The organism is Micromonospora sp. WMMD708 (assembly GCF_049315245.1).
GTDB lineage: Bacteria > Actinomycetota > Actinomycetes > Mycobacteriales > Micromonosporaceae > Micromonospora > Micromonospora wenchangensis.
The window spans coordinates 2,228,374-2,254,663 of the sequence record NZ_CP186060.1; the positions used below are offsets into that span (position 1 = coordinate 2,228,374).

Annotated in this window: 23 protein-coding genes; 12 read left to right on the forward strand and 11 right to left on the reverse strand. The window is 75.3% G+C overall.

Going from position 1 to position 26,290, the window contains the following annotated elements; all coding sequences use genetic code 11:
- Nucleotides 1–2 precede the first annotated feature (2 nt).
- Nucleotides 3–1,148, reverse strand: coding sequence for a sensor histidine kinase (locus ACN260_RS10075; protein WP_204923352.1), 1,146 nt, complete (start codon nt 1,146–1,148; stop codon nt 3–5).
- Nucleotides 1,149–1,282: 134 nt separating this feature from the next.
- Here ACN260_RS10075 and ACN260_RS10080 point away from each other — a divergent pair, with 134 nt between their 5' ends.
- Nucleotides 1,283–1,936, forward strand: coding sequence for a class I SAM-dependent methyltransferase (locus ACN260_RS10080; protein WP_204923350.1), 654 nt, complete (start codon nt 1,283–1,285; stop codon nt 1,934–1,936).
- A gap of 22 nt (nt 1,937–1,958) precedes the next feature.
- Here ACN260_RS10080 and ACN260_RS10085 read toward each other — a convergent pair whose 3' ends face one another.
- From ACN260_RS10085 to ACN260_RS10100, 4 genes are all read right to left on the reverse strand, one after another.
- A complete protein-coding gene (locus ACN260_RS10085; RefSeq protein WP_422755697.1) occupies nt 1,959–2,627 on the reverse strand; it encodes a DUF2306 domain-containing protein in 669 nt (222 codons plus the stop codon).
- Nucleotides 2,628–2,758: 131 nt separating this feature from the next.
- On the reverse strand, nt 2,759–3,430 hold the full coding sequence (locus ACN260_RS10090) for a response regulator transcription factor (RefSeq protein WP_307826029.1): 672 nt from the start codon (nt 3,428–3,430) through the stop codon (nt 2,759–2,761).
- The gene (locus ACN260_RS10095; protein WP_422755698.1) at nt 3,427–4,557 is read right to left on the reverse strand and encodes a sensor histidine kinase; all 1,131 of its coding nucleotides are present in this window, start codon (nt 4,555–4,557) and stop codon (nt 3,427–3,429) included. The genes ACN260_RS10090 and ACN260_RS10095 overlap by 4 nt, the downstream gene beginning before the upstream one ends.
- Before the next feature lie 82 nt (nt 4,558–4,639).
- Nucleotides 4,640–5,749, reverse strand: coding sequence for an FAD-dependent monooxygenase (locus tag ACN260_RS10100; RefSeq protein WP_422755699.1), 1,110 nt, complete (start codon nt 5,747–5,749; stop codon nt 4,640–4,642).
- A gap of 74 nt (nt 5,750–5,823) precedes the next feature.
- Between ACN260_RS10100 and ACN260_RS10105 the strand changes: the two genes are divergently transcribed.
- From ACN260_RS10105 to ACN260_RS10120, 4 genes are all read left to right on the forward strand, one after another.
- On the forward strand, nt 5,824–6,426 hold the full coding sequence (locus ACN260_RS10105) for a TetR/AcrR family transcriptional regulator (protein ID WP_422755700.1): 603 nt from the start codon (nt 5,824–5,826) through the stop codon (nt 6,424–6,426).
- A 159-nt stretch (nt 6,427–6,585) separates the two neighbouring features.
- Nucleotides 6,586–7,296 carry a ThuA domain-containing protein gene (locus ACN260_RS10110; protein WP_422755701.1) on the forward strand — a complete coding sequence of 237 codons (711 nt, stop codon included), beginning with the start codon at nt 6,586–6,588 and terminating at the stop codon, nt 7,294–7,296.
- Nucleotides 7,266–8,402, forward strand: a complete 1,137-nt coding sequence (locus ACN260_RS10115; protein ID WP_422755702.1) for a Gfo/Idh/MocA family protein — start codon at nt 7,266–7,268, stop codon at nt 8,400–8,402. Before ACN260_RS10110 ends, ACN260_RS10115 begins: the two co-directional genes overlap by 31 nt.
- A gap of 99 nt (nt 8,403–8,501) precedes the next feature.
- Nucleotides 8,502–9,212: a VOC family protein gene (locus tag ACN260_RS10120; protein ID WP_422755703.1), complete on the forward strand. Its 711-nt coding sequence runs from the start codon at nt 8,502–8,504 to the stop codon at nt 9,210–9,212.
- Here ACN260_RS10120 and ACN260_RS10125 read toward each other — a convergent pair whose 3' ends face one another.
- The gene (locus tag ACN260_RS10125) at nt 9,213–10,277 is read right to left on the reverse strand and encodes a GNAT family N-acetyltransferase (RefSeq protein WP_422755704.1); all 1,065 of its coding nucleotides are present in this window, start codon (nt 10,275–10,277) and stop codon (nt 9,213–9,215) included. It lies immediately after the preceding gene.
- Between the two features lie 31 nt (nt 10,278–10,308).
- On the opposite strand from ACN260_RS10125, the gene ACN260_RS10130 reads away from it, so the two are divergent.
- Entirely contained in the window at nt 10,309–10,815 is a 507-nt protein-coding gene (locus tag ACN260_RS10130; protein ID WP_422755705.1) for a MarR family winged helix-turn-helix transcriptional regulator, read from the forward strand.
- Here ACN260_RS10130 and ACN260_RS10135 read toward each other — a convergent pair.
- The 4 genes from ACN260_RS10135 to ACN260_RS10150 form a co-directional block, all read right to left on the reverse strand.
- Nucleotides 10,812–11,756 (reverse strand): acyltransferase domain-containing protein, encoded by a 945-nt coding sequence (locus tag ACN260_RS10135; RefSeq protein ID WP_422755706.1) that lies wholly within the window; start codon nt 11,754–11,756, stop codon nt 10,812–10,814. The genes ACN260_RS10130 and ACN260_RS10135 overlap by 4 nt on opposite strands.
- A gap of 191 nt (nt 11,757–11,947) precedes the next feature.
- On the reverse strand, nt 11,948–13,117 hold the full coding sequence (locus ACN260_RS10140; protein WP_422755707.1) for a S8 family serine peptidase: 1,170 nt from the start codon (nt 13,115–13,117) through the stop codon (nt 11,948–11,950).
- Nucleotides 13,114–14,757, reverse strand: coding sequence for a S8 family serine peptidase (locus ACN260_RS10145; RefSeq protein ID WP_422755708.1), 1,644 nt, complete (start codon nt 14,755–14,757; stop codon nt 13,114–13,116). Before ACN260_RS10145 ends, ACN260_RS10140 begins: the two co-directional genes overlap by 4 nt.
- Before the next feature lie 139 nt (nt 14,758–14,896).
- Nucleotides 14,897–16,420 (reverse strand): hypothetical protein, encoded by a 1,524-nt coding sequence (locus ACN260_RS10150; protein WP_422755709.1) that lies wholly within the window; start codon nt 16,418–16,420, stop codon nt 14,897–14,899.
- Between the two features lie 212 nt (nt 16,421–16,632).
- On the opposite strand from ACN260_RS10150, the gene ACN260_RS10155 reads away from it, so the two are divergent.
- Nucleotides 16,633–18,081, forward strand: coding sequence for a S8 family peptidase (locus ACN260_RS10155; protein ID WP_422755710.1), 1,449 nt, complete (start codon nt 16,633–16,635; stop codon nt 18,079–18,081).
- An 87-nt stretch (nt 18,082–18,168) separates the two neighbouring features.
- Here the strand turns inward: ACN260_RS10155 and eccCa are convergent, their stop codons facing one another.
- Entirely contained in the window at nt 18,169–22,209 is a 4,041-nt protein-coding gene (eccCa, locus tag ACN260_RS10160; protein WP_422755711.1) for a type VII secretion protein EccCa, read from the reverse strand.
- A gap of 155 nt (nt 22,210–22,364) precedes the next feature.
- Between eccCa and eccD the strand changes: the two genes are divergently transcribed.
- The 5 genes from eccD to ACN260_RS10185 all read left to right on the forward strand — a co-directional run bounded on the left by eccD (nt 22,365) and on the right by ACN260_RS10185 (nt 26,288).
- The gene (gene eccD, locus ACN260_RS10165; protein WP_422755712.1) at nt 22,365–23,756 is read left to right on the forward strand and encodes a type VII secretion integral membrane protein EccD; all 1,392 of its coding nucleotides are present in this window, start codon (nt 22,365–22,367) and stop codon (nt 23,754–23,756) included.
- Nucleotides 23,757–23,760: 4 nt separating this feature from the next.
- On the forward strand, nt 23,761–25,155 hold the full coding sequence (eccB, locus tag ACN260_RS10170; protein WP_422755713.1) for a type VII secretion protein EccB: 1,395 nt from the start codon (nt 23,761–23,763) through the stop codon (nt 25,153–25,155).
- Between the two features lie 67 nt (nt 25,156–25,222).
- Nucleotides 25,223–25,519 carry a WXG100 family type VII secretion target gene (locus ACN260_RS10175; RefSeq protein WP_422755714.1) on the forward strand — a complete coding sequence of 99 codons (297 nt, stop codon included), beginning with the start codon at nt 25,223–25,225 and terminating at the stop codon, nt 25,517–25,519.
- Between the two features lie 31 nt (nt 25,520–25,550).
- Nucleotides 25,551–25,847 (forward strand): WXG100 family type VII secretion target, encoded by a 297-nt coding sequence (locus tag ACN260_RS10180; protein WP_067307529.1) that lies wholly within the window; start codon nt 25,551–25,553, stop codon nt 25,845–25,847.
- A 60-nt stretch (nt 25,848–25,907) separates the two neighbouring features.
- Nucleotides 25,908–26,288, forward strand: coding sequence for a hypothetical protein (locus ACN260_RS10185; protein WP_422755715.1), 381 nt, complete (start codon nt 25,908–25,910; stop codon nt 26,286–26,288).
- The last annotated feature ends 2 nt before the right edge of the window (nt 26,289–26,290 follow it).

The following is a 26,290-nucleotide window of genomic DNA, read 5'->3' on the forward strand; positions in this document are numbered from 1 at the left end:
GATCACGGTGTCGGCCCGTCCGTCGGGGTGTGCGGGCGGGGCGGATGCGGGATCTCGGCATGGACCCGCCAGGCGCCGACACCGGTCGCCCCGGTCTGCAACCGGCCGCCGAGGGCGGTGATCCGTTCGCGGAGACCGACGAGCCCGTACCCGGAGGGGACCCGGTCCGGTGCCGCCGTGCCGCCGGTGTTGGTGACCTCGACCGTGGTGACCGGCGGCCGGTAGTCGATGTGCACCGTCGTGGCCGCGCCCGCCGCGTGTTTCCGGGCGTTGGTCAGCGCCTCCTGCACCACCCGGTACACGCCGAGCCGGTGCGTGGTGGGCACCTCGTCCGCGCTGCCCTCGATCACCAGGTCGACCGACTGGCCCACCGACCGCGACTCGTCGACGAGGTGCCGTACCTGGCCCGGCACGGGGGCCGTCACGGCGGCGGTCGCCGGCACCTGGAGCGCCCCGAGCACGTCGCGGAGGTCGGCCATCGCGGCGGTGGAGGTGGCCCGCAGGAGCCGCAACCGGTCGGTGACCCGCTCGGGAAGCTCGTCGCCACGGGCCACGAGCACGCCTGTGTGCAGGGCGATCAGACTCAGCCGGTGGGCCAGCACGTCGTGCATCTCCGCGGCGATCCGGGAACGTTCCTGGCTACGGGCGGCCTCCTCCCGTAACGTCGCCTCGACCCGCAGGTGTTCGACCTGGTTGGCGAGCAGTTGCAGGTTACGCTGCCGGCTGCCTCGCCACAGCCCGATGACCAGCGACAACAGGGCGAGGATCGCTGCCGGGACATAGTCGTACGCCACCCAGCGCGAGGTGGTGGCCAGCTCGACCACGGCGTTGACCACCAGCACACCGGCGAACCCGGCGACCGCCACCCGGGCGCGACGATCCACCGCCAGGTCGTAGACCGCTACGCAGACCAGCAGGAGCGGGGTCGACACGCCCAGCAGCGCCGCCGTCGCGAACAGCAGGGCCGGGGCGGCGAACCAGGGCAGCCGGCGCACCAGGAGGGCGACGGCACAGACCGGGAGGAGCACACAGGCGACGACCCGTTCCCGCCCCGTGGTGGTGAGGACCGCGTTGTTCACCGTCAGGGCCGTGAACCACGCCACCAGGGCGAAACGTCCGATCCGTGCTCCTGCCGGAAATGCGTCCACGCCCATGATCCTAGGCAGCCGGGCAGGTCGGGACCGCCCACTTCCGGCCACGTCCCATCCCCCACGAAAGTAGGGGGAGCCGAGCGGAATTCGGCGGATCACCGCACCGGACCACGCTCATAGCGTCGTCATCCATGAACCGCGACAATGCAGCGGCCACCGGAACCCGCAGCCCCTTTTCCTTCTGTGTCGAGGCTTTTCGCCATCCCCGCGCCGTCGGCGCCGTGGCACCCAGCAGCAGGGCTCTGGCCAGGGCACTCGTCCACCCGATACGTGACCGCTGCGGCGGCCCGCTGACAGTGCTCGAAGTCGGCGCCGGCACCGGCGCGGTGACCCGGACCATTCTCGACGTGCTGCCCCCGGCCAGTCGTCTCGACCTCGTCGAGGTCAGTCCGACATTCGTCGCCCGGTTGCGTGACACCGTCCGCACCGCCACGGTGTCCGTCGACATCCACCGTACGGAAATCGAGGAATATCGAACCTCTCGGGCGTACGACGTCATCGTTTCCGGCCTACCGATGACCAATTTCGATCCGGCGCAGGTGTCCGGAATCATGGCGCGGTTCGTCCGGCTGCTGCGGCCGGGCGGCTCACTGACGTATTTCGCCTATCGGGGCACCCGCCCGGCGAGGCGGGTCTTCGCCGGTTCCGCCGAGGCCCGTCGGCACGCAGCAGTCGACAGCGTCATGCGGTCCTACCAGCGCGCCTACGCCATCGGGCAGCGCACCGTCTGGCGTAACCTGCCGCCGGCACGCGTCTGGCACCTGCGCCGGCCCGGGGCGGCCTGACCCGGCACCTCCACCCGGCTGCTCAGCCGGTGGCGGCTAGCGTCGCCGGGCGGGTCGCCGCGACCGGGTTGGGCCGCCGCCTGCGGATCAGCCACTCGGCGACGAGCAGGTTGAGCGTCCAGGCCGCCCCCATGAGCAACGCCCGGGACAGCTCGGTCGTCGGTCCCACCGCCAGCGCCCAGGTCGACAGCAGCACGCCCTGGGTGCCCGCGCCCTGGGCGATCGCATAGCCCCGCATCATCCAGGCCCGGTGCTGGGGCAACCGTCGTCGTCGGACGGCCACGAACCCGGCGGCGACGGCGACGAACATGCCGGCGGCGAACAGGTAGCGCAGCACCATGAGCAGCGGGCCGTCGCCCGGTGGCAGCGGATAGGTGGCGTTCATCCACCATCCGGACGCGGCCACCACCAGTCCACAGCCGACCAGCGCCCGGCCCGCCCGGCGGTGCCACGCCCGGTGCCGCTGCCGGAACCCCGGTGCGAACTGGAACGCTCCCAGCAGGCTGAACGTGACGGCGGCGGCGATGTGCAGCAGCACCGGGACCGGCGCGGCGAAGAAGCGTTCGTTGGCGGGGGTCACCTCGGCCCCACCGGCGAGGGCGGCCACCCGTAGCGCGCTGCCGAGGGTGGGCAGCGCGCTGAGCGCGATGAGCCCGGTGAGGAGGGGCCAGTCCCGTCGTCGCGTCGTCATGACCCGAGCATGGCGACCTGATCCGGCCGGCTCATCGGTCCACGGGCCGCCGTCGGACCGGCCGATGGTCGGGTTCGCCGAACGTACTTTCGGCGGCCGTCCACGGTGGAGGGAAACGGCGGGGGCCGGCCTCAGCCGCCGCGCAGCCGGTCGGTCTCGTACGCCCACATCGCGACCTCGACCCGGTTACGGGCCCCCAGCTTCGCCATCAGGCTGGCGACGTGCGTCTTGACCGTGCTCAGCGTGATGTGCAGCTCGGCGGAGATCTCGGTGTTGGTGCGTCCCCGGGCCACCGCCCCCAGCACCTGCTCCTCCCGGTCGGTGAGCCGGTCGACCGGCTGGCGGGGCGGGGTGGCCGGGCCGGCGTCGGCGAACGCCCGGAGCAGCCGGGTGGTGACCTGCGGCGCGATCAGCGCGTCCCCGGCGGCCGCCGCGTGGACGGCCTGGGTGAGCAGGGCCGGGCCGCAGTCCTTGAGCAGGAAGCCCCGGGCCCCGGCGCGCAGCGCGGCGTAGACGTACTCGTCCAGGTCGAACGTCGTGATGACCACCACCGCCATCGGGTCCGCGACCCCCGGACCGGCCAGCAGCCGGGTCGCCTCGATCCCATCCACGCCGGGCATCCGGATGTCGAACAGGCACACGTCGGGGCGCAGCCGCCGGGCCAGCTCGACCGCCCGCTGCCCGGTGGCCGCCTCGCCGACTACCTCGACGTCGGGCTGCGCGGCGAGGATCATCGCCAGCCCGGTCCGCACGATCTCCTGGTCGTCGGCCACGAGCACCCGTACCCGGGTCCCGCCGTTCATGACACGGCCCGGGGCAGCGCGGCGGTGACCGTCCACCCGTGGTCCTCCTCGGGGCCGGCGTCGAGCGAGCCGCCGAGCAGGTGGGCCCGTTCCCGCATCCCGACCAGCCCGTAGCCGTCACGTCGGGGTGCCGGCGGGCCGACGCCGTCGTCGTTGACCCGCAGCCGTACCGTGTCCTCGTCGGCCACGACCCGGACTGTGATCCGGGTCGCCTCCCGGGCGTGGCGGCGGGCGTTGGTGACCGACTCCCGGGCCAGCCGGCAGATCGTGGCCGCCACCGGGGCCGGCAGGCCGTCCAGGTCGCCGACCAGGTCCACCTCGACGGCCGGACCGTCACCGGTCCGGTCCGCCAACTGCCGCAGGTCGGCGATGCGGGGGCTCGGCTCCCGGTCGGCCGGCTCGTCGCGGCGCAGGGCCCGGACCAGGGTGCGCATCTCGGTCAGGGCCTGGCTCGCCTCCGTCTCGATCAGCCGTAACGCGTCGGCGGCGGCCGAGGGTCGGGTCTCCAGCAGGGCGAGCCCGGCCTGGGCCCGGACGGCTATCGCGGACACGTGGTGGGCGACCGTGTCGTGCAGGTCGCGGGCCAGCCGTTCCCGCTCGCGCAGCGTCACCTGCTCGACCTCCCGCCGGCGGGCCCGGTCCCGCCAGCGCAGCGCGGCCCCGACCGCGAGCGCCGCCGCGACCACCCCGGCCCCCGTGAGGGCGTCGTCCGGGCCGAGGTGGCCGACCACAGTCGACCAGGTGATCTTCGCGGCGACGAGGATCGCACCGAACCCGGCCTCCCGCCCCGACCCCCAGCGGGTCAGCGCGAACACCGCCAGCAGCAGGTAGGCAAGCGTGTGCAGGCCGAGGTCGCCCCCGACGATGACCTCGCCCACGGCGCAGACCGGGAAGGCGACGAGCGTCACGAGCAGCGGCCGGCTCCGCCGCCACAGCAGGACCGGGGCGAGACCGACACCGATCAGGACCGGCACGGCCGCCGGCTGCGGCAGGCTGCCCCACCGGATGAGCCCCTCCACCAGCGCCACCGCCGCGAGCAGGGCGATCAGCATCCGGTCGCGCCACCCGTGCGGCGCAGGGCGCGCCGGGCGGGGCTCACGCCACCAGGATCGCAGCAGCTCGCGCACGGGGAAATCGTACGGGCGGCGGGCGTCCGTCCGGTGCCCCGGCGGCGCGGGTGGGCAGCGTCGTCGGGGTGCCCTCCCGGGGTCAGCCGGCCGGCAGCACCCGGGCGAGCGCGTTGCGGACGGCGACACCCGGGCGACTCCTCGGGACCAGCACCGACGCCACGAGGCCGGTGGACCGCCCGCGACGGTCGGTGCGGCGACGGTGCTCGGCCTCGTAGCGGCGCAGGGCGGCGGCGGGTTCGTGCCCGGCGAGGGCGGCGGCCAGGGTCCGGGCCCCGGCGATGGCCAGGCTCGACCCGTCGCCGAACAACGACACCGAGGCCGCCGCGTCGCCGAGCAACGTGACCCGCCCGCTGGACCAGCACGGCAGCACCACCCGGGTGACCGCGTCGAAGTAGAGGTCGTCCGCCTGCCGGGCCCGGGCCAGCAACTCGGGGATCCGCCAGCCACGTTCCCGGGCGTACGCGTCGGTGAGGATCTGCCGGTGCCGGGCCGTGTCGGTGTGGTCGAAGTCGGCGACGGCCGGGTGCCGGAAGATGAAGGCGACCCCCGCCTCGCCCCGGACCGGGTGGATCGCGACGAGCCGGCCCGGTGTGTTGTGCAGCAGGACGTCGTGGGGGTGCTCCGGTGCCTCGCCGAGCGGTGTGGTGGCCACGTAGAGGCCGAGGTGGCGGACGACGTCGCGTTCCGGGCCGAAGGCGAGCCGGCGGACCGTCGAGTGCAGCCCGTCCGCGCCGACGACCAGGTCGAACCGGCGGGGCGGGCCGGTGGCGAAGGTGACGTCCACCCCGTCGGGGTCCTGGTCGAGTCGGGTGACGGTGTCGTCGTACCGGAACTCGGCGTCGTCGCGGGCCGCGTCGTGCAGGATGCGGGCGAGGTCGGCGCGGGGCACCTCGATCTCCGCCGTGCCGGCCGGGCTGCGGGTGGCGGGCATCGCGATGCGGCGACCGGGCCGGCCGGCCGGGTCGACGAGCCGCACGCCCTTGGCGTGGGTGGCCGCCGCCCGCAGGGCATCCACCAGGCCCATCTGTTCGACGACCGGCAGGGCCGGGCCGCGGACGTCGACCGGGTTGCCGCTGGACCGTTGCCCGGCCGCGCGTTCGACCACCGTGGGCCGCCAGCCCGCGCGGGCCAGCCAGTAGGCGAGGGTCGGGCCGGCCACGCCGGCCCCGGAGATGAGGACTGTACGCACGACCCGAACTTTTCCGCACTCAGTGCAGAATTGCAATGAGTGCTGATTTGCGCTCGGTGCGGTAAGGTGTGCCGATGTTCCTCCGCGACCGCAAGCGGGCCCGCACCCGGCAGGCGCTTGTCGACGCCGCCGTCGACCTGTTCGGACGCCAGGGCTACGAGGCGACCACCATCGCCGAGATCGCCGCCGCCGCCGACATCGGCACCCGCACCTTCTTCAGCTACTTCCCGAGCAAGGAGGACCTGCTCTTCCCGGAAGCCGACCGTCGGGTACGCGTCGCGGTCGACGCCATCGCCGGGCGGTCGCCCGACGAGGAACCGGCCGAGGTGCTGTTGCGCGCGCTGCGGCAGGCCAACGACGAGAGCGGGGACATGACCGGTCCGCTTGCCGCGCTGCGGATCCGGCTGACCATGGAGGTGCCCGCCGTCCGGGGTCGGGCCCTGCAACTGCAGTGGGAGAGTCAACGCGAGATCGCCCGGCACCTCGCCGCCGCCTATCCCGACCGTCTCGACGAGGTGAGCGCCGCCGCCCTGGTCGGCGCGTTCGTCGGTGCGGCCACCGCCGCCCTGACCACGCTCCTGGAGGACCCGCGACGCCGGGCCGACCCGGCCGCGCTCCGGGCCTCCCTCCAGCAGGCCACCGAGGTCGCCCTGCGCCCGTGGACGCCCCGGGCCTGAGCCGCATCCCACCCACCGGGGGCCAGTCCGTCGGCGGTGCCGCGATCCGCGCGGGCCGATCGTGTCGGCGGATCCGGGTACGGTTTCCAGTGCCCGGCCGGCACGCCCGCCGGCGGCACGGCGCCGGCCGACCGACGGTCGACCGTGGAGGGAGCGAGCGTGACGCAGCGCAGAGCACTGGTGGTTCGCGGTGGCTGGGAGGGCCACCAGCCGGTCCGGGCGACGGAGTTGTTCCTGCCGTTCCTTGAGGACAACGGCTACTCCGTACGCATCGAGGAGTCCACCGAGGTCTACGCCGACGCCGACGCGATGGCCGGCACCGACCTCGTCGTGCAGTGCATGACCATGGCCGAGATCACCGCCGACCAGGTGGCCGGGCTGCGGGCGGCGGTCGTCGCCGGCACGGGCCTGACCGGCTGGCACGGCGGCATCGTGGACGCGTTCCGCGCCTCGTCGGACTACCTGCACCTGGTGGGCGGCCAGTTCGCGACCCACCCGGGGCGGGAGCCCTGCGAGCGGCGCGGCGGCGAGGAGGACAACTTCCTTCCGCACACGGTGACGGTCACCGACCTCGGCCGCCAGCATCCGATCACCGCCGGGATCGCCGACTTCGAGCTGGTCACCGAGCAGTACTGGGTGCTGCACGACGACCTGGTCGACGTCCTGGCCACCACCGTCCACCCCACCCGGGACTGGCACCCCTGGCACCGGCCGGTCACCTCGCCGGCGATCTGGACCCGGAACTGGGGCGCCGGCCGGGTCGTCGTGACGACCCCCGGGCACAGCCTCGACGTGCTGGAGCACCCGTCCGTGCGGACCGTCATCGAGAGGGGCATGCTGTGGGCGACCCGCACCGCGTCGGCGTCGTAGGGCTCGGGGTCATCTCCCGCGCCTATCTGGACACCCTGGCCCACCACCCCGAGCTGCGCATCGTCGCGGTGGCCGACCTCGACGCCGACCGGTCGGCCGCGGCCGCGGCGGCCCTCCCCGACGCCGAGGCGACGAGCGTCGCGCGCCTGTTCGACCACCCCGACGTGCAGACGGTGCTCAACCTCACCATCCCCGCCGCCCACGTGGAGGTCTCGCTCGCCGCGATCGACGCCGGCAAGCACGTGTACGTCGAGAAGCCGCTCGCCGTGGAACTGCCGCAGGGCCGTACGGTCCTCGACCGGGCCGCCGCGGCCGGGGTACGGGTGGGCTGCGCGCCCGACACCGTCCTGGGCACCGGCACCCAGACGGCCCGCGCGGCGATCGACGACGGGCTGATCGGGCGTCCGCTGGCCGCCTCGGCCGTCATGGTCACCCCCGGGCACGAGCGCTGGCACCCCCACCCGGACTTCTACTACGCCCCGGGTGGCGGCCCGTTGCTGGACATGGGGCCCTACTACCTGTCGGCGCTGATCCACCTGCTCGGTCCGGTGCGCGCGGTGACCGGGGCGGCCAGCCGGCTGCGCCCGGAGCGGGTCATCGGCAACGGCCCGCGCCTCGGCCAGCGTGTCCCCGTCCTGGTGGACACCCACGTGTCGGGCGTGCTCGAACACGACAGCGGGGTGCTGTCCACCATCACCACCAGTTTCGAGGGGGTGACCACGACGGCCGCGCCGATCGAGGTGCACGGGGAGGCCGGCACCCTCGCCGTACCCGACCCGAACTACTTCGACGGCGAGGTCCGGCTGTGCCCGCTCGGCGGCGACGGCTGGCAGGTGCTCGCCCCGTCGGCGGGTTACCAGGCCGGCGCCCGGGGTCTCGGCCTGATCGACGCGGTCCGGGCCGACGCCACCCGGGCCCCCCGGGCGGGCGGTGACCTGGCGTTGCACGTCCTCGACACGATGACCGGGCTGCTGCGGTCGGCGGCCGAGGGTCGGCGGATCACGTTGGACACGACGGTGCGGCGACCCCACCCCGTGCCGCTCACCGCAGCCGAGGACTGGCAGGGCCGTCCGGGGACGACAGGAGGCGGCGCGGGCTCCCGCTGACCCGCACCGCCCGACCCGCCTCCACCGTCCGGGTGTCCGGCCTGGACGAAAGGTCAATTCCATGTGCGTCGGGCGGCGTTCCCTGCGTAGAACGGAGGCATGGCCGACGAGGTGACCGTTCCGCTGCTGCCCTGTGCCTCCATCGACGACACCCTCGCCTTCTACGGGGCGCTCGGATTCCACACCACCTACCGGCAACGCCGACCCAACCCGTACGTGGTCGTCCAATGGGAGGACCTGTGCCTGCACTTCTTCGAGATCGCCGGCTTCGACCCGGAGCAGTCGTACGGCTCGTGCCTGGTCGTCACCCCCGACATCGAGGGCATGCACCGGGCGTTCGCCGCCGGACTGCGCGCCGCCTACGGCAGGGTGCCGGTGTCGGGTCGGCCCCGGATGACCCGGCCCCGGGCGCGGCGTAACGCCGACGGGGTGACGGGGTTCAGCATCGTCGACCCGGGCGGCAACTGGGTCCGTGTCGTCCACCGCGGTGGCGCTTCGTCGGCACCGCCCGTCGGTCGGCTGGCCCGGGCGTTGGCCGACGCCGTGGTGCAGGCCGACTCGCGGGGTGACCTGCGTCAGGCCGTCCGGATCCTCGACGGCGCCCTGGCCCGCCCCGGCGCGGCGGACGACCCGGTCGTCCACGTGGAGGCCCTGGTCTACCGCGCGGAACTGGCGCTGGGTCTGGACGACCCGGCGACCGCGACCGAACTGTTGGACCGCGCCGGGCGGGTGGTGCTCACCGCCGACGAGGCGCGACGGGCCGCGTCCGCCCGGGAGAACGCCGCCGCGCTCGCGGCCACCCTGGGTTAGCTAGCCCTCGGCCGGATCCCGGGCGAGGCAGACGGTGCCGTCCGGGCTGGACACCGGCACCGACCGGTAGCCCATCCGCTGGTAGAGGTCGATGTTGCGGTGGCTCCGGGCACCGGTGAACAGCAGCATGCGGTGGCACTGCGGCCCGGCGGTCGCCTCGGCGGCGCGCAGCAGCCACCGGCCCAACCCCCGACCGCGCAGGTCGGGTACGACGGCGAGCCGCCCGAGGTGGCAGTCGGTGCCGTCGGTGCGGGTCCGCACCATGCCCAGCAGCCGACCGTCGCGCCAGAGGCCGATGGTGTGCCAGTCCGCCAGCCACTGGCGCACCTCCGGCACCGACTCGTGCAGCGGGGGGATGGCCAGTGTGTCGTTGACCAGGGCCTCCTCCGTCCAGCAGCATCGTTGCAGCACGGTGACCTCGGGCGCGTCGTCGCCGGTGAGCCGTCGGGCGTAGGACCCGGGTAGCGGGCCGGGGGTGGCCCGGTCGCGTTCGCGCATCGGCCGCAGGGCGTGGGCGAGCCGGACCACCTCGTCGAGCAGGGCGACGCCGGCCGCGTCGCGGTCGGTGTCCGGCCGCAGCCGGCCGTCGCGCACGGCGTCGCCGATGCGCACGGCGACCGTGACGCCCGTCGGGACCATCCGCAGGGCGGTCACCACCTGCTTGGCGTGCTCGACGGCGCGGGTGCCGGCCGAGGTGTGCCCGTAGCTGACGAAACCGATCGGCTTCCACGCCCACTCGACGGCGAGGTAGTCCAGCGCGTTCTTCAGCGTCGCCGGCATCCCGTGGTTGTACTCCGGGGTGACCGCGATGAAACCGTCCGCCGCATCGACTGTCGCGCTCCAGCGGCGGGTGTGGTCGTGCCGGTGGACGCCCGACGACGGCGACTCCTCCTCGTCGAGGAACGGCAGTTCCAGGTCGCCGAGCGCCACCGGAACCACCTCGACGTCGAGTGTCGCAGCCCGGCCGGTGACCGCGTCGAGCAGCCACCGGCTCACGGCGGGACCGAGCGCGCCCGGACGGGTGGCGCAGGTCAGCGCGAGGACACGGAGCGGTTTCGTTGACATGGAAACGAAGACTAGATGCTAGATTGATTACATGTCAACGAAGTCGGGGTCGGTGCGGTGGCTGACGCCCGCCGAGGAACGGGCCTGGCGGGCCCTGCGGCGCGTGATGGTCGCCGTCCAGGCCGGCACCGCGCACGACCTGGCGGCGATCGGCCTGTCCGAAGCCGACTACGAGGTGTTGAGCACCCTGTCGGAACAGCCCGCACAGACCAGCACCCTCGGCGTGCAGGCCGACAAGATGGGCTGGTCACGCAGCCGGCTGTCCCGGCACGCCAGCCGGATGGAAGCCCGCGGACTGCTCCGCCGCGCGCCCGACCCGGCGGACGGGCGCGGTTGCCTGCTCGTGCTGACCGGGCAGGGGATGGCCGCCCTGCGCGACGCCGCGCCGGTCCACGTCGAGTCGGTACGGCGGCACCTCGTCGACCGGCTCACCCCGCAGGACCTCGTCGCCCTGGAACGGATCGCCGGCCGGTTGGCGCAGCCCCCGGCCGACGACGACCGTGCCGGGCCACCGCCGACGGGAGCGGGCCGACCCTAGAGCGGGAAGCGTCCGTGCCGCCAGTGCCAGTGGCCACCGGCGGCCAGGTGGTCGATGATCGCGCGTTGCAGCACGGTCCGCCGGGGCAGCCGGTCGAGCGGGGTGCTGAGCGTACGGAAGGCGAACCTGAGCACCTCGACGTCGGCGTCCGGGCCGTCGGCCGGCACGTAGGGGAGCAACTCGAACCGGCGCTGGAACCGGACGATGTTGGAATCCTCGGGGAGGTAGTCGCGCAGCTGCGGGTCGAGCAGCCAGGAGCCGCAGGAGAACGCGGTGTAGTGCTCGTCGGGGAAGTGCCGGGGAAAGAACTCGCGGGCCTCGTCGAGGGACGCGTCGACCGCCTCCGGGCTCATCGGCCCCGCATCGGGGACGTGCAGGCCGATGGCGGTGCCGGCCCGCTCGTGCTGGAGCCGGCCCAGCTCGTAGAGGCCGCCCCGGACGTGCAGGGTCAGCCAGCTCTGCATGACCGGCCAGCCCTCGCCACGCATCCGCCTGTCGATCGCCAGGTTACGGCCCAGGTCGGCCAGCGTCGCCCAGGTGACGGCCCCGGCGACGCCGTGCTCGCGGTGGTATCCGCCGACCACGTCGACCAGGGCGAGGTAGACGTACACGTAGAGATGCCGCCAGGCCGGCCCCCGGTCGCGGGGCAGCTCCGGGCCGGGCGACAGCCACTCGTGCCCGCCGAGATCGGCGCGGACCAGGGCGGTCGAGCGGTCGAGCAGCCAGCGCAGCTCCGGCGTCCACTCCGGAGAGTCGGGGTCCGGCCAGCCGGCCATGATCTCGGCGGCGTCGTCCGGTAGCACCCCCAGCCGGTCGAGGAGCGCGGGCGCGTCGGCGCGGGCGGGCAGCGGGGCCGACGGCCGGTCACCGGCGAGTCGGTGCACCCGCTCGACCTCCCCGACGGGCACCCCGAGCCGGGCGGCCACGACATCCAGGTCCACCCGCCGATCCTACCGACCGCCGCCCCGCTGCACGCCCCGCCGGGAGGCCAGCGGTGCACCGCCCACACCGCGCGGACCACGAAGGTCAGGTGGGTCCAGCACGTGGGTCGACGCCGCGACGACCAGGCCGCGCGGGCGTCGGGCGACGACCGCGAGCGGCAGCGCGAAGACCGCCACCGTGCCCCTTCCGCTCACCCGGGCCGGCGGGAGCCCCGCCTGGTGAGCGAGGCGGCGGCGACGAGCAGGGCCACCACGAGCGCGCCGAGGACGGTCAGGCCGGCCACCCGGGCGGCCCGCGACGGGCCGGGCGCGGCCGGCACGACGACCGGCCCGGCCGGGACCGGCACCGGCGGGTCGCCCTGCCGGGGCGCGAGCGCGGCGACCGCCGCGTACGCGTCGAGCGTCCCACCGCCGACCGCCCGGGACGACCCGCCACCCGGGATCGCCGTGTGCTCCAGCCGGGCGCGCACCTCGGCCTGGGACAACCCCGGGTGGTACGCCCGGACCAACGCGGCGACCCCGGCGACGTACGCGGCGGCGACCGGCGCACCGCCGACCCGGTAGTGGCCGGACCCGCTCGGGGCGATCCCCAGCCCGGCCCCGGGGGCGGCCAGGTCGGTGCCCGCGTCGGCCGCCACCGGACCGGCCGCTCCGTCGACACCGACCGCGTTCACCGCCAGCACCGTGGGGAACCCGGCCGGATAGCCGACCGGAGGGTCCCCGCCGTTCTCCCCGCCCCGGTCGGTGACGGCGGCGACCACCAGGATGTCCCGGGCGACCGCGGCCCGTACCGCGTCGGCCAGGTCCGGGGTCGCCGAGGTGACCCCGGCGGCCACCAGGATCACGTCCGCTCCGGCGGTGGTGGCGAGCCGGATGCCGGCGGCGAGCCGGGCCGGGCTGGTCCGCCGGTTCGCGTCGGTGATCCGCACCGGCAGGATCTCGGCGTCCGGGGCGATTCCGCCCGGCCCCCCGTCGCCGGTCGGCCGGGCCGCGACGATGCCGGCCAGGGCGGTGCCCCGACCAACGCAGTCGCTGTCGGCCCGCCCACCGGAGACGTCGACGCCCGGACGGACCGCCCCGGCCAGGGCGGGTGCGGCGGCGCTCACCCCGGTGTCCACGACGGCGACCACCACCCCGGCCCCCCGGGTCAACGGCCAGCTGGTCTGCGGGGCGAGCAGGCGCAGCGCCCACGGCGTCTCCCGGACCGTCACCGGCGACGGTCCGACACAGCGTCCCGCCGTCGTCGGCAGCGGAGGTGGCTCCCCGGCTGCGGCGGAACCGGCCGGCGGGGCGAGGAGAACCCCGAGGCCGACCAGCATTCCGACGACCCCGGCGCGACCCCGGCCGGCCCGACCGGTCACGGCAGCGCACCCCGCGTCACCGTCGTCGGTCCGCCAGGTGCCGTCGGCCCGTCCGGCTCCGGCGACCCGGGGGGTACCGCCGGCCCGTGCGGGACGGCGACCGGGTGCGGTGCCGCCGTGCCCTGAGGTGCCGCAGGGTCGGGGCGTGCCGTCGGGGCGGGGTGTGCGGTCGCGTCCCACTGTGCCGCCGGGTCGTCCGGCGTGGACGGGGGCGTCGGTGTCACGGGCCCGGCGGTGACCGCCGCCCGGTGGGTGAGCCGGCGGGCCCGCCGGGCGAACACCCCCACCACGGCGAGCAGGAGGACACCCAGCCCGACGGCCACCAGCGCGGGCCAGGTGGCGGAGTCGGCACGGGCCGGCGGCGTCGCGTCCGGGCCGGTGCTGACCGCCGCCAGCGGGTCGACCATGCCCCAGCCGTTCTCGGGACTCGGGCTCGACCGGGTCCCCGGGGCGGCGGTGGTGGTGATCCGGCGGGCCACCTGGACGGCGTCCGCCCCGGGTAGCGCCGTCCGGACCAGTGCGGCGACACCGGCGACGTAGGCGACGGCGTACTCGGTGCCGGTGCGGTTCTGCGGCGTGGTGGCACCGACGCCGAGCGTCGGCACGTCCAGGCCGGGCGCGGTCACGTCGACCCCACCGGCCGGGTACGCCAGGACGGGCCGACGGTCGGGACCGACGCCGGCGACCCGGAGCAGCCCCTCCTGGGCCGGCGCCGGGGAGCCGTCGGCGGTGGCGGCGGGGGCGACCACCACCACGTCGTGCGCCACGGCCGACCGGACGGCCTCGGTCACGGCGGGATCGGTGAGTTTCGCGTACCCGCCCAGGGCCACCACCGTCGCGCCGGCCGAGACGGCGACCTCGATGCCGAGGGCGGTCCGCTGCGGATCGGCGTCGGTGGCGTCGGCGACGATCCGTACCGGCAGGACCGCCGCCTCGGGGGCGACGCCGACCACCGGTGGCGCGGGTGACCCGGTGCCGGAGGCGGCCGCGATCACACTCGCCATCGCTGTGCCGGTGCCCAGGCAGTCGGTGTCGGCGCGGGCCTTGCCGGTGATGACGTCCGACCCGGGGACGACCCGCCCGGCGAGGGCGGCCAGTTCCCCGTCGATGCCGGAGTCGACCACCGCCACCAACGCCCCGGCACCCGTGCTGTGCGGCCAGGCGCGCGCCGGGGACAACTTTGGGTCCGTCCACGGGGAGCCGCCGTCCCCGGAGGTGGCGGGGACACAGCCCTTACCGACCGTGCCCGGGGCGGGGCGGGCCGGTTTCGCCGTCGGGACGTTCGCCGGCAGTAGGCCGTAGCGGACCTCGTCGCCGGAGGCGTCCCACGGCAGCACCAGCAGCCAACCGGGGGACAGCCGCTGCCCGACGGCGGTCAGGGCCCGGCCGTCGGGTTGCCGGCGTCCCTCGTTGAGCCGGTAGACCTCGTCGGCCCGGTCGGGATCGGCCAGGAACCGCGCGGCCACCCCGGTCAGGTCCGTCACCGCACCGTCGGTCCCGTCGGACACCGGGTAGTACTTGACGTACGTCGGAGATGGCGGTGGGGCCGCCCGGACCGGGGCGGGCGGGGTGAGCACCAGCGTGCAGGTCGCCACGAGGCAACCGAGCGACCGGGCCCAGGACACCAGTAACCGGCTCATCCACCGTCTCCTCGTCACCAGCGGGCATCGGCCGGTGCGACGCCCCGGCCCGGCGGGGCCGGCCGACGTGGCACCCCGGGACCACAACGGCGCACCGCCGGTCACGGTTCACCCGGGTCGCCGGGAAACCGACCGCCGGTCACGGTGTGCCGCCGTCTGCGGAGAGCCCGCCGTCGGGTGACCCGCCGCCGTGCGCCGCACCGGCCGGGACGGCGGCGACGAGTTCGGGAGAGGAGGCGCCCGGTCGGACGGTCACCGACCAGCGGGCGCGCAACGCCCGGCCGACGACGATCGGCACCAGTCGGTGCCCGGTCAGGGCGGCGATCCGGCGGGCGAAGGCCAACTCGGGGCCGGACAGGGCGGCGCTGCACAGCACCCCGGTGCCGGCGGGCAGGTCCGCCTCCCCGGTGGGGAAGGCCGCCCGGCGGACCCAACCGTCGGGTAGGTCGGGTCCGAACAGGTCACCGATCACGGTGACCGTGTGCCCGGCGGCGTGCACCTGCTCGGCGATCGTCCGGGCCCGGTGGCGGGCGGCCTCGACCGGGCCGGTGACCGTGAACACGTCCGAGGTGGCGGCCAGGTCGACCCAGAGCGCCCAGCCCCGCCGGTGGCCGAGCCGGACCGGGAGCCGCATCGACGGCCGGGGCTGCGCCGGGATCTGCCAGGCGTGGTGCGGCTGCCCGCCGCCCGCCACCCCGGGTACCCGGACCACCAGGGTGCCGGCGGGCGAGGTCACCTCGGTGTCGAGGGCGCCGTCGACGTCCGGCACCGGGCCGGCGTCGGCGACCTCGACCGTACGACCCGGGGTGGGCCGGGCCGCCGCGTCGACGCGTGCCCCCGGGGCGGCCGGGTCCATGGGGGACTGTCGTCGTGCCGTGCCGGGTCGTGCCGGGTCCGGGGTTCCGGTCGGCCCGGCGGTGGGGACACCGTCGATGGACGGGGCGAATCCGGCGGACGGGTGCGGGAGAGGCGGTGTCGTGCCGCCTGCGGCGAGGGCGAGCCGGGCGGGGCGGCCGGGCAGGGCACGACGACGTCGGGGCGACCGGCGCAGCAGGGTGGCGACGAGCAGGGCGACGGCGGCGAGTCCGGCCAGCACGACCAGTTGGCCGGTGTGCCCCGGGTCGGCCGTGGCCGGTGGGGTGGCGTCCGCGCCGGTCGGGGGCAGCGGGCCGATGCGCACCCCCGGCCCCCGCGCGTCGGGGGGCAGCGCCAGCACCCAGCCGGGGCGCAGTTCGGTCGGGTCGGTCAACCGTCCGCCGTCGGGCTGGCGGCGGCCCCGGTTCAGCTCGAAGACCTCCCGGTACCGGTTGCCGTCGCCGAGGGTGGTGGCCGCGATCTGGTACAGGTACTCCCGCTGACCGCCCACCGGCGGCCCCACCACGTAGTACCGCCCGGCCGGCGTCGCGTCGGCGGAGTTCGTGGCGGTCGGCGTCGGGTCGGCGGACACCGTCCCGACCGACCCCACGTGTGACGGTGCCGGGTGGACGGACCCCCGGTCGGTCGGCGTCGCCCTGGCGGGCACCGTCCCTGCGGCGTGGGCGGCGGCGAGCAGGAGGGCGGCCAGGACCGCCGCCGTCGTGACGACGATGCCGCGCCGCCTCGACCGGAGGGTGAACCGTCGGGTCACCTGTCGCCCGGTGCCGGTAGTGGTCGGGAGTCGCACGCTCAGCCTCCTTGGTCCTCCACCGGGGTGCAGCCCTTCCCCGGCCGCTGCCTACAACGGCGGCGACCGGCGATCTGTTCAGTCCGGCTTCGCCGTCCGCCCGTACGGTTGGCCGAATCGCAATCGACCGGACCCGGGGTCGGTACGGGGAAGGCCGTAGCCTGGGCGGGCCACGACGACGCTGGGAGGTAGCGCTGTCCCGCCCGCTTCCGGTGACCGGACGCCACCGGACCCGCTGGTCACGCCTGTTGGTCGCCCTGCTGCTCGGTGGGCTCGCCGTCCCGGCGTCGACGGTGGCCGTGGCGGCACCGGCGACGGCCGCCCCCGTGCCCTCGCCCACGGCCGCGCCGGCCCGGCCGGGCACCGCGCCGACCGGCTTCGTGAAGTACCTGGTGGTCGGCGCGGAGCAGGGCCGGGTCGAACACCTCTGGGAGGTCGCGTTGCGGGTCCTCGGCGACGCACAGCGGTACCCGGAGATCTTCGCCCTGAACAAGGGCCGGGTCCAGCCGGACGGCATCGCGGTCACCGACCCCGCCGTGCTGCGTCCTGGCTGGGTCCTGGTGCTGCCCTGGGACGCCGTCGGCGAGGGCGTCAGCTACGGCCCGCTGCCGACCTTCACCCCGGCCCGCCCGGCGGCGACCCCCCGCCCCCGGCCGAGCGCCGCGCCGACCAGCGCCCTGGTCTGCACGGTGCCCCCGAAGCGGCGGATCGGCGGGGTGCCCTGGGCGCAGTTACGACTGACCCCGGAGGTGGCCTGGACCCGGGGCCGGGGCGCGGGGGTCACGGTCGCGGTCATCGACTCCGGAGTGGACGCCACCCCGCCGGCCCTGGCCGGCCGGGTCCGTCCCGGTGCGGACGCCGGCGCCGGCGGCGACGCCCGGGGGGACCGGGACTGCACCGGGCACGGCACCGCGCTGGCCGGGATCGTCGCCGCCGCCCGGCAGCGGGGCAACGGTTTCGTCGGTCTCGCCCCCGAGGCGACAGTCCTGCCCGTCCGGGTCGGCATGGCCGCCGGGACGGCGGAGTCGACCGAGCTGGTCGCCGCGCTGCGGGTGGCGACCACGGCCGGAGCCAGGGTGGCCGTGGTCGGCGGCTCGGTGGACACCGCCGACAAGCGGGTGGTCGCGGCGTTGCGCGCGGCGGTCACCCAGGGGACCACCGTGGTGGTGGCGGCCCGCCCGGCGACGGCGGCGAAGGGCGCCGCTGTGCCCCCGGGGGTGCTGCGGGTCGGTGCGGTGGGCCCGGACGACAGGTTGGCCGAGGTGCACCGGCCGGGGGAGGTCGACGTGGTGGCGCCGGGCGTGGACGTGGTGGGTCTCGGGATCGGCTCGGGCGAGGTGCAGGGCACCGGCACGGACTACGCCGTGGGGTTCGTCGCCGGGCTGGTCGCCCTGGTCCGCTCCAGCGCGCCCCGGTTGGACGCGGTCGAGGCGGCGGCCCGGGTCACGGCCACGGCCGACGGGGCGGCACCCCCGGCGGCCGGACCCGACCCGTGGCACGGCTGGGGCATGATCAATCCGGCGGCGGCGGTGAACGCCACCCCGGCCGGCGTCGCCACCACCGTCCAGCGCAGGAGCCCGGCCGGCGCGATCACCGTGCTGGCGGCGATCCTCACGCTGGTCACCCTCACCGTCGGCCTGCGGCGTCGGCGTCGGCGCTGACCCGGCCCGGCGCACCACCGCCCCTGCGGCACCACCGGCCCGGCCAGCCCCGCCGCACCACCGGGGCCCGTGCCGCCCGGACGGCGGTCAGCCGACCGGCACGGGGTCGGGTTCGACGTACGCGGTCTGGATCATCCGGTGTCCGCGTCGGGTCAGCACCATCGCCCGGCCGGGCGGCAGGTGCCGCCCCTTCACCCCGCCCAGCAGCGGCCCCTCCGTCGGCGGGCAGGACAGTGCGACGTCCGGGCTGCTGGCCTCCTGGAGGCGACGCAGCAGCGGGTCCATCGACATCCGCATCAGGTTCGCGGTGCCCCGGACGACCACCATGTGCAACCCGATGTCGACACCGTGCGGGACGTACGGGATGAGGGGTTGCAGGGGGTTGTCCTGCCCGGCGAGCATCTCGAAGTCGTCGACCAGCACGAACAGCCGCGGTCCGGTCCACCAGTCGCGGCGGCGCAACTGCTCGGGGCTGATCTCCTTGCCCGGCAACCGTCCCTTGAGGCCGACCACGGCGTCGGCGACGGTCTCCCGGGTGGAGTCGGTGGAGACCGAGTAGCCGAGGCGGTACTCGGCGGGCACCGAGTCGAACAGCTGCCGTCGGTAGTCGACGATCAGGATGCGCGCCTCGGCCGGGGTGAACCGGCCGACGATCATGCGGGCCAGGTGGCGCAGCAGGTTGGTCTTGCCGCTCTGGCTGTCGCCGAGCCCGGTCAGGTGCGGCAGCTCCGCGAAGTCGTGCCAGTACGGCTTCAGATCCGTCTCGTCCAGGCCGAGCGGCACCCACAGGTCGCCCTCGGCCGGCGGCAGGTCGGCGGCGGGCAGCACCGCCGGCAGGGTACGCACCGGCGACGCCACCGGCCCGGCCCAGAACTCGGCCACCGTGCCGGCCAGCTCACGCGCCCCCTCGGCGGTGCTCGCCGGGTCGGCCACCCCGTCGATGCGCGGCAGCGCCCCCAGGAAGTGCAGCTTCTCGGGGGTGAGGCCGTGCCCCGGCGCACGCGGCACGGTGGCCGCCAACCGCAGGTCGATGGCCGAGTCGACGGCGTCACCGAGACGCAGTTCCAGTTTGATGCCGAGCTGGTCGCGCATGCTGTGGTGCACCTCCGACCAGCGGGCCGCGCTGACGATCAGGTGGACACCGAAGTTGAGCCCCCGGGCGGCGATCTGCCGCAGCGCCACCTCCAGCGGCTCGAACTCCTGCCGTAGCGTGAACCAGCCGTCGACCACCAGGAACACGTCGCCGTACGGGTCGTCGGCGACCTGACCCTCGGCGCGCAGCCGGCGGTAGGTCTGGATGCTGTCGATGCCCTGCTCGGTGAAACGCCGTTCCCGCTGGTTGATCAGGCCCGTCACCTCGGCGACGGTCCGGCCGACCCGGTCGGTGTCGAGCCGGCCGGCGACGCTGCCCACGTGCGGCAGGCCGGCGACGGTGCCCAGGGTGCCGCCGCCGAAGTCCAGGCAGTAGAACTGCACGTCGGTGGGGCGGTGGGTGAGCGCCAGCGCGCAGATCAGGGTCCGGATCAGGGTGCTCTTGCCGCTGCGGGTGCCGCCGGCCACGCCGATGTGCCCACCCACCCCGGACAGGTCCACGGTGAGCAGGTCGCGCAGCTGCTCGTAGGGCTTGTCGATGAAACCGAGCGGGACGACCAGCCGGCCGTTGCCGGGCCAGTCCGCGGCGACCAGCCCGAGGTCGGGGTCGGGGGTCAGCGCCGGCAGCAGGCTGTCCAGGGTGGGGGATTCGCCCAGCGGCGGCAGCCAGACCTGGTGGGCCGGTGGCCCGGAGTCGACGAGCTGGTCGGTGACGATCGCGAACACGCTGCGCGCGGCCGGCTCCGCCCCGTCCACCGGCGGTGTGGCGGACTCCGCCGGACCGGCCGCTGCGGTCGGCCTGTCCGGTCGGGCCGGGTCGGTCGCGGGTGCGGTGTCGACGGGCCGCACCGGCGGGGTCGGCTGCTCCGCCGTCACCGGGTCCAGCCGGTAGGGCACCACCTGCCGCTGGACCACCTCCTGCCGGACCCGGGCCCGGCGGGGACGGTACTCGCCGGAGACGTACGCGGCCTTGAACCGCAGCAGTGTCGAGACGTCCATCCGCAGGTAGCCGTTGCCCGGGGCGGCCGGCAACTCGTAGGCGTCGGGCACCCCGATCACCGAGCGGGACTCCATCGCCGAGAAGGTCCGCAAGCCGATCCGGTACGACAGGTGCGACTCCAACTGCCCGATCCGGCCGTCGTCGACGCGCTGGCTGGCCAGCAGCAGGTGCACGGCCAGCGAACGGCCGAGCCGCCCGATCATCACGAACAGGTCGATGAAGTCCCGGTGCGCGGCGAGCAGCTCGGAGAACTCGTCGACGACCACGAAGAGGGTGGGCAACGGGTCCAGCGGGGTGCCGCCGGCCCGGGCCTTCTCGTACTCCAGCACCGAGCTGTAGCCGCCGGCGGCCCGCAGCAGCTCCTGCCGGCGGACCAGCTCGCCGTGCAGGGCGTCGCGCATCCGGCCGACCAGCGACGCCTCGTCGGCCAGGTTGGTGATCACCGCCGAGGTGTGCGGCAGCCGGTCCAGGCCGAGGAACGTCGCCCCGCCCTTGAAGTCGACCAGGACCAGGTTGAGCGTCTCCGAGGAGTGCGTGACGGCCAACGCCAGCACCAGCGTCCGCAGCAGCTCGCTCTTGCCGGAGCCGGTCGCGCCGATCAGCATCCCGTGCGGGCCCATGCCGCCCAGCGCGGACTCCTTGAGGTCCAGCTCGACCGGGGCGCCGGTGGCGTCCACCCCGATCGGCACCCGCAGCCGCTCGTCCGGCCCGCGCCGGTCGCGCAGCGCGGCCAGCTCCAACCGTTCCAGGTCGGGGATGCTCAGCAGCGTGCCCAGGTCGAAGTCGGCCTTCATCGGTTCGGGGGCCAGTTCGGTGCTGACCGCCAGCCGGTAGGGCGACAGCAGCCGGGCGACCGTGCGGGCCGCCGCCGGGCCGAGCAGGTCGGGGGCGGCGAGCACCTGCCGGGTCTCCTGGCCCACCCGGTCCCGCCCGAGCATGGTCAGCGTGCCGTCGGCGACCTCCAGGTTGAGGATGCCCTTGCCGGTGGCGACCGGCGGGTCGTCCAGGTCGACGAAGACCGCGTTGCGGTAGCCGCCGGTGGTGAGCCGGTGACCGGCCGGCACCCGGCCGCCGTCGCGGACCACCACCACGTACGGCTCCTCCCGGTCGGGGGTGACGCCCGGCTCGTAGCGGGGACGGCCGGTGAACTCCGCGCCGAGCAGCCGTTCGAGGCGTTCGATCCCGTCGGCGGCCAGCCGCGCCGCCCCGGCGGCGTCCTGTTCGGTGGGGTGCTGGGCGTGTGGCAGCCACTTGACCCACTCCCAGGCCGCCGACCCGGCCGGGTCGACGCAGAGCGCCACCCGGACCTCCTCCGGCGCGTGCAACGCGCCGAGCTGGGTGAGCAGGGCCCGCAGCAGCGCCCGCGCCGCCGCCCGGTCCCCGGTCACCCGGATCTCGGCGAAGCCCGGCAGGAACAGCGCCACCGGCTGGTCCGGCAGGGTGCTGTACGCCCGGATGAACCGGCGCAGCGCCTTCGCGGCGACCGGTTCGAGGTCCTCGACCGGTTTGGTCTGCATCGGCGCGATCCGGACCGCCAGCCGCTGTTCGCCGGTGCCGACCCGGATCTCCAGGAAGTCCGGGTGGGTGGGGCGGCGTTCCCAGCGTCGGGTGGTCATCGCCAGCGACCACAGCGACGCCGGGTCGGGGTGCCGCCACAGGCTGGAGTCACGCTGGTCCTGGGCGAACCGGCGGACCCGGCGGCGGTGCTGGGCGAGATAGCGCAGGTAGTCGCGGCGGTCACCGCCGTGGCGTTGCTTGCGTTCCCCGCTGCTGGCGATGACGGAACCGATCATCACCCCGCCCATGGCCACCGCCATCATGCCGGCCATCACCCAGGTCAGCGGGCCCCGTGACGGGCCCATGAACATCAGCATCATCACGCCGGTCATCAGCGCCATCGGCAGCACCATCATCGCCTGCCGGGCGCCGTTGTGCTGCGGCTCGCTCAGCTCGGGCGGCTCCTGGAGGGTCAGCTCCCCGGTGGGCATCTCCGGCCCGCCGCGCCGTGCCGGCCGCCGGAACAGCACCGTACCCATGCTCTTCTCCCTCCACCCGGGCCGTCGGCCCCCCTCCACAACGGAGCACGGGCCGATCCGGGTCGATCCCGGTTTCCGGGCGGGGCCTGCCGGCGGGCGGAGAAAATTCGTCCGGGCCGTTGAACGTTCTGCGGGCGGCTGTCGTTGAAGGGGCCGTGACAGGCACCGAGACCGAGCAGATGTGCCGGCTGGTCGTACGCGGACCGAGCCGGCAGATCGAGGTCGCCGTGCCGGTCGGGGTGGTCGTGGCCGACCTGTTGCCGGCGCTGCTGCACCACCTCGGCGACGGGCTCGCCGACACGGGGTTGAGTCACGGCGGTTGGGTGCTGCAACGCGCCGGCTCGGCCCCGCTGGACGAGGAGAGCAGCGTCGCCGCGCTCGACCTGCACGACGGCGACCTGGTGTATCTGCGTCCGCGCGCCGACCAGTTGCCCGAGGTCGACTTCGACGACCTCGTCGACGGGATGGCGACCGGGGTGCGGGACCGCCCCGGCCGGTGGCGTCCCGAGCTGGTCCGCCCGGTGGTGCTGGGGCTGGCCGGGCTGCTGTTCGCCGTCGGTCTGGTGGCCCTGGCGCTGCCGGGCCCGGTGCCGCTGCGGGCGGTGGCGGCGCTGGCGGTGGCGGCGGTGGCGTTGGGCGGCGGGGCCGCCGTGGTCCGGGCCGCTGCCGAGCGGGGGTTCGGCGTGCTGATGGCCGTCGCCGCGACCGGCTACGCCGGCCTGGCCGGCCTGGTGCTGCCCGGCGACGGCGGGACGGTCGGCGCGGGGGTGACGGGGCCGCAGGTGCTCGGCGGGACCGCCACCGGGGCGGCGGTGGCGGTGCTCGCCGCCGGCCTGCTCGGCGCGGCCACCGCGCTGTTCGTCGCCGGCTCCGTCGCGCTGCTGCTGGGGGTGCTCGGCGGGGCCGCCGTCACGGCCGGCGGGCTGACCGGGCCGCAGGCCGGGGCGGTGGTGGCGCTGGCCGCGACCGCCCTGGTGCTGACGGTGCCCCTGTTCGCGTTCCGGCTGGCCGGGATGCGCCTCGCCCCGCTGCCGACCCGACCCGAGCACCTGCAGGAGGACATCGATCCGGAACCCGCCGGCCCGCTGATGGACCGGGCGCGCGCAGTCGACCGGCTGATGACCGCCCTGTACGCCGGCCTCGCGGCGGCCACCGCCGTGGCGCTGCTGCCGGTGGCGCACCGGGCGGGCTGGGCGGAGGTGACCCTGGTGCTGCTGGTCGCGCTGGTCTGGTCGCTCAACGCCCGGCCGATGACCAGCGCCTGGCACCGGCTGACCCAGGCGGTACCGGCGCTGGTCGGGCTCGTCGCCGTCGCCGTGGACACCCTGGCCGGGGCGGAACCGCTGACCCGGGTGCTGGCGTTGGCGGTGCTGCCGGTCGCCGTACCGGCGTTGCTGCTGGCCGGGCGCAGCCTCACCGCGCGGCGGGTGACGCCGTACTGGGGGCGGGTCGGTGACCTCACCCTGACCGCGGCGGCGGTGGCGCTGCTGCCGATCGGGCTCGCCGTCCTGCACGTGTACGACTACTTCCGGGCGATCGGGGGCTGAGGTCGTGCAGTCCCGACGTGACCAGGTGCAGGCGCAGTCGCACCTGCTGGGCCGGTTGACCGCCGCGCTGGTGGCCGGCGAACCGGACGGCCTGGAGACGCCGCACCGGCGGACCATCGTGGGGTTGCTCGCCGGGGTCCTGGTCGCCGTGCTGGTGGTCGGCGGCTTCACCCTGTACGGCTTCTTCGCCCCCGGCGGGGCCACCGCCTGGCGCAGGGCCGGGGCGCTGGTGGTGGAGAAGGAGACCGGCTCGCGCTACCTCTACCTTTCCGGGCGGCTGCGCCCGGTGCTCAACTACGCCTCGGCCCGGCTGCTGCTCGGCGAGGAACTGGCCGTGGTCACCGTGTCGGCGAAGTCGCTGCGCGGGGTGGCACACGGGCAGCCGCTGGGCATCGTCGGCGCTCCCGACGTGCTGCCGGCCGCCGGGCTGGCCGGCGTCGACTGGACCGCCTGCGCGCCCGGCGGCACCGGTCCGGCCGGGGCCGGGACGACCGCGCTCACCCTCGCCGTCGCCCCGGCGTCCGACGGGACACCGCTGTCCGCCGACCGGGCGGTGCTGGCCCGGCCGGCCGGCGACCCGACCGGCGACCATCTGATCTGGAACGGTCACCGGTTCCGGCTCACCGCGCCGTGGCTGCCGGCCGTGCTCGGTCACGACGCGCCCCCGGTCACCGTCCCGGCGGCCTGGTTGGACCTGCTGCCCGCCGGGGCGGACCTGGGGCCGGTGCCGGTGCCCGGACGCGGCGCGGCCGGGCCGACGGTGGACGGGCAGCCGACCCGGATCGGTCAACTCTTCACCGCCCGGCCGGCCGACGGCGAGCAACGCCACTACCTGCTGCGCCGCGACGGGCTGGCCCGGCTGACTCCCCTGGCGTACGCGCTGCTGGCCGCCGACCCGGCGACCGTCGTCGGGTACGGCGGTGGGGCGGTGACGCCGACCGTGCTCAGCCCGGCGGCGCTGGCCCGGGTACCGGTCGCGGCGCGGGCACCGCTTGCCGAGGAACTGCCGGCCGTGGCGCCCGGGGCCGCCACCCGGGCCCCCGGCCTCGCCTGGTGCCTGCGCTTCGGGGCCGACGGACGGCCCCGGGTCGTCGCGGCCCGGCCGGCACCGGCGTCCGGCGTCGTGCGCGGCGGTGTCGGGGTGACCCGGACGACGCACACCGCCGACGCGGTGACCGTCGCGCCCGGACGCGGCGGGCTGGTGGTCGCCGGCCGGGCCGGGCAGCCCGGCACCTCCTACCACCTGGTGACCGACGCCGGGGTGAAGTATCCGCTCGCCGGTGCGGCGGTGGCGCAACGGCTGGGTTACGACCCCGCCGACGCGACCGTCGTCGCCCCGGAACTGATCGACCTGCTGCCGACCGGTCCCGCCCTTGACCCGGCCCGGGTCGTCGGATGAGACCGGCCCGGCCAGTGCAGCCGGCGGCGCGGAACCGCCGCGACCGCCCGAACCGGAAGGAGCGCCGATGCCACTCGGCAACGAGGTAGACGAGCAGACCATCCGCAACACCATCTCGGCGATGAACCAGACCGACGCCCAGTGCGATGCGGCGCAGCGCGCCGTCGACAACACGTCCAGCTTCCTGGACACCCAGTGGCGTGGGGAGGCGAAGACGACCTTCACCACCTCCATCCAGCAGTGGCTGGAGGGGTTGAGCAAGGTCAAGCAGGGGCTGCTCGACCTGAACAGCGCGATGACCACGCACTACCAGACCAGCGCGCAGGTGGAGCAGGACAACGCCCTCTCCGCGAGCTGGACCTGACCACCGACCGACCCCTCACGAAGGACGACCCATGCCGTCGTACGGACTCAACCCCAACGGTCTGCTGGACAGCTCGGCCGAGTTGCAGGGCGTGACCACCAGCATCCAGAACGCGATCGACGAACTCAACACCGTCGTCCAGACGTACGTCAACGCCAACTCCGGTGACACCCGGGAGGCGTTCACCGCGGCGCAGGCCAAGTGGAACACCGGGATCACCGAGATGCGCCAGGCGCTCGCCGACGCCTCGTCCCGGCTGGACCAGATCCACGACAACTACCGGCTGGGCGACGCGCGGGGTGCCGCGCTGTTCCAGGGCAACGTCTGACCTGCGGTGCGGCGGGCGGTTCCGGGCCGCCCGCCCCACCCCCACCCAACGGAGGAACCGATGCCGATCGTCATCGACGAGCCGTACATCAACCAGCTCATCGCGAAGCTCAACAGCCTGCGGGACGCGGTCGACACCGCCACCTCCGGGCAGGGCCAGTACGTCTCGCAGACGCTGCGTGACCTGGTCGTCTCGGCCGGGACGAACAACTTCGAACCCGGCCGGACCATCCGCGACCAGGTCAACAAGACAGGTGACACGCTGCTGGCCCGGATGACCAGCCACCGGACCACGATGAACAGCCTCGCGGTGGGGTTGACCGAACTGCTGGCGAACTCGGAGTACATCGAGTCGCTCAACGCCGTCACCGCCGAACGGTTCCTGGAGTTCCTGCCGGGTACCGGCACCGCGCCCAACCCCACCCCCAACCCGACGGCGTGACC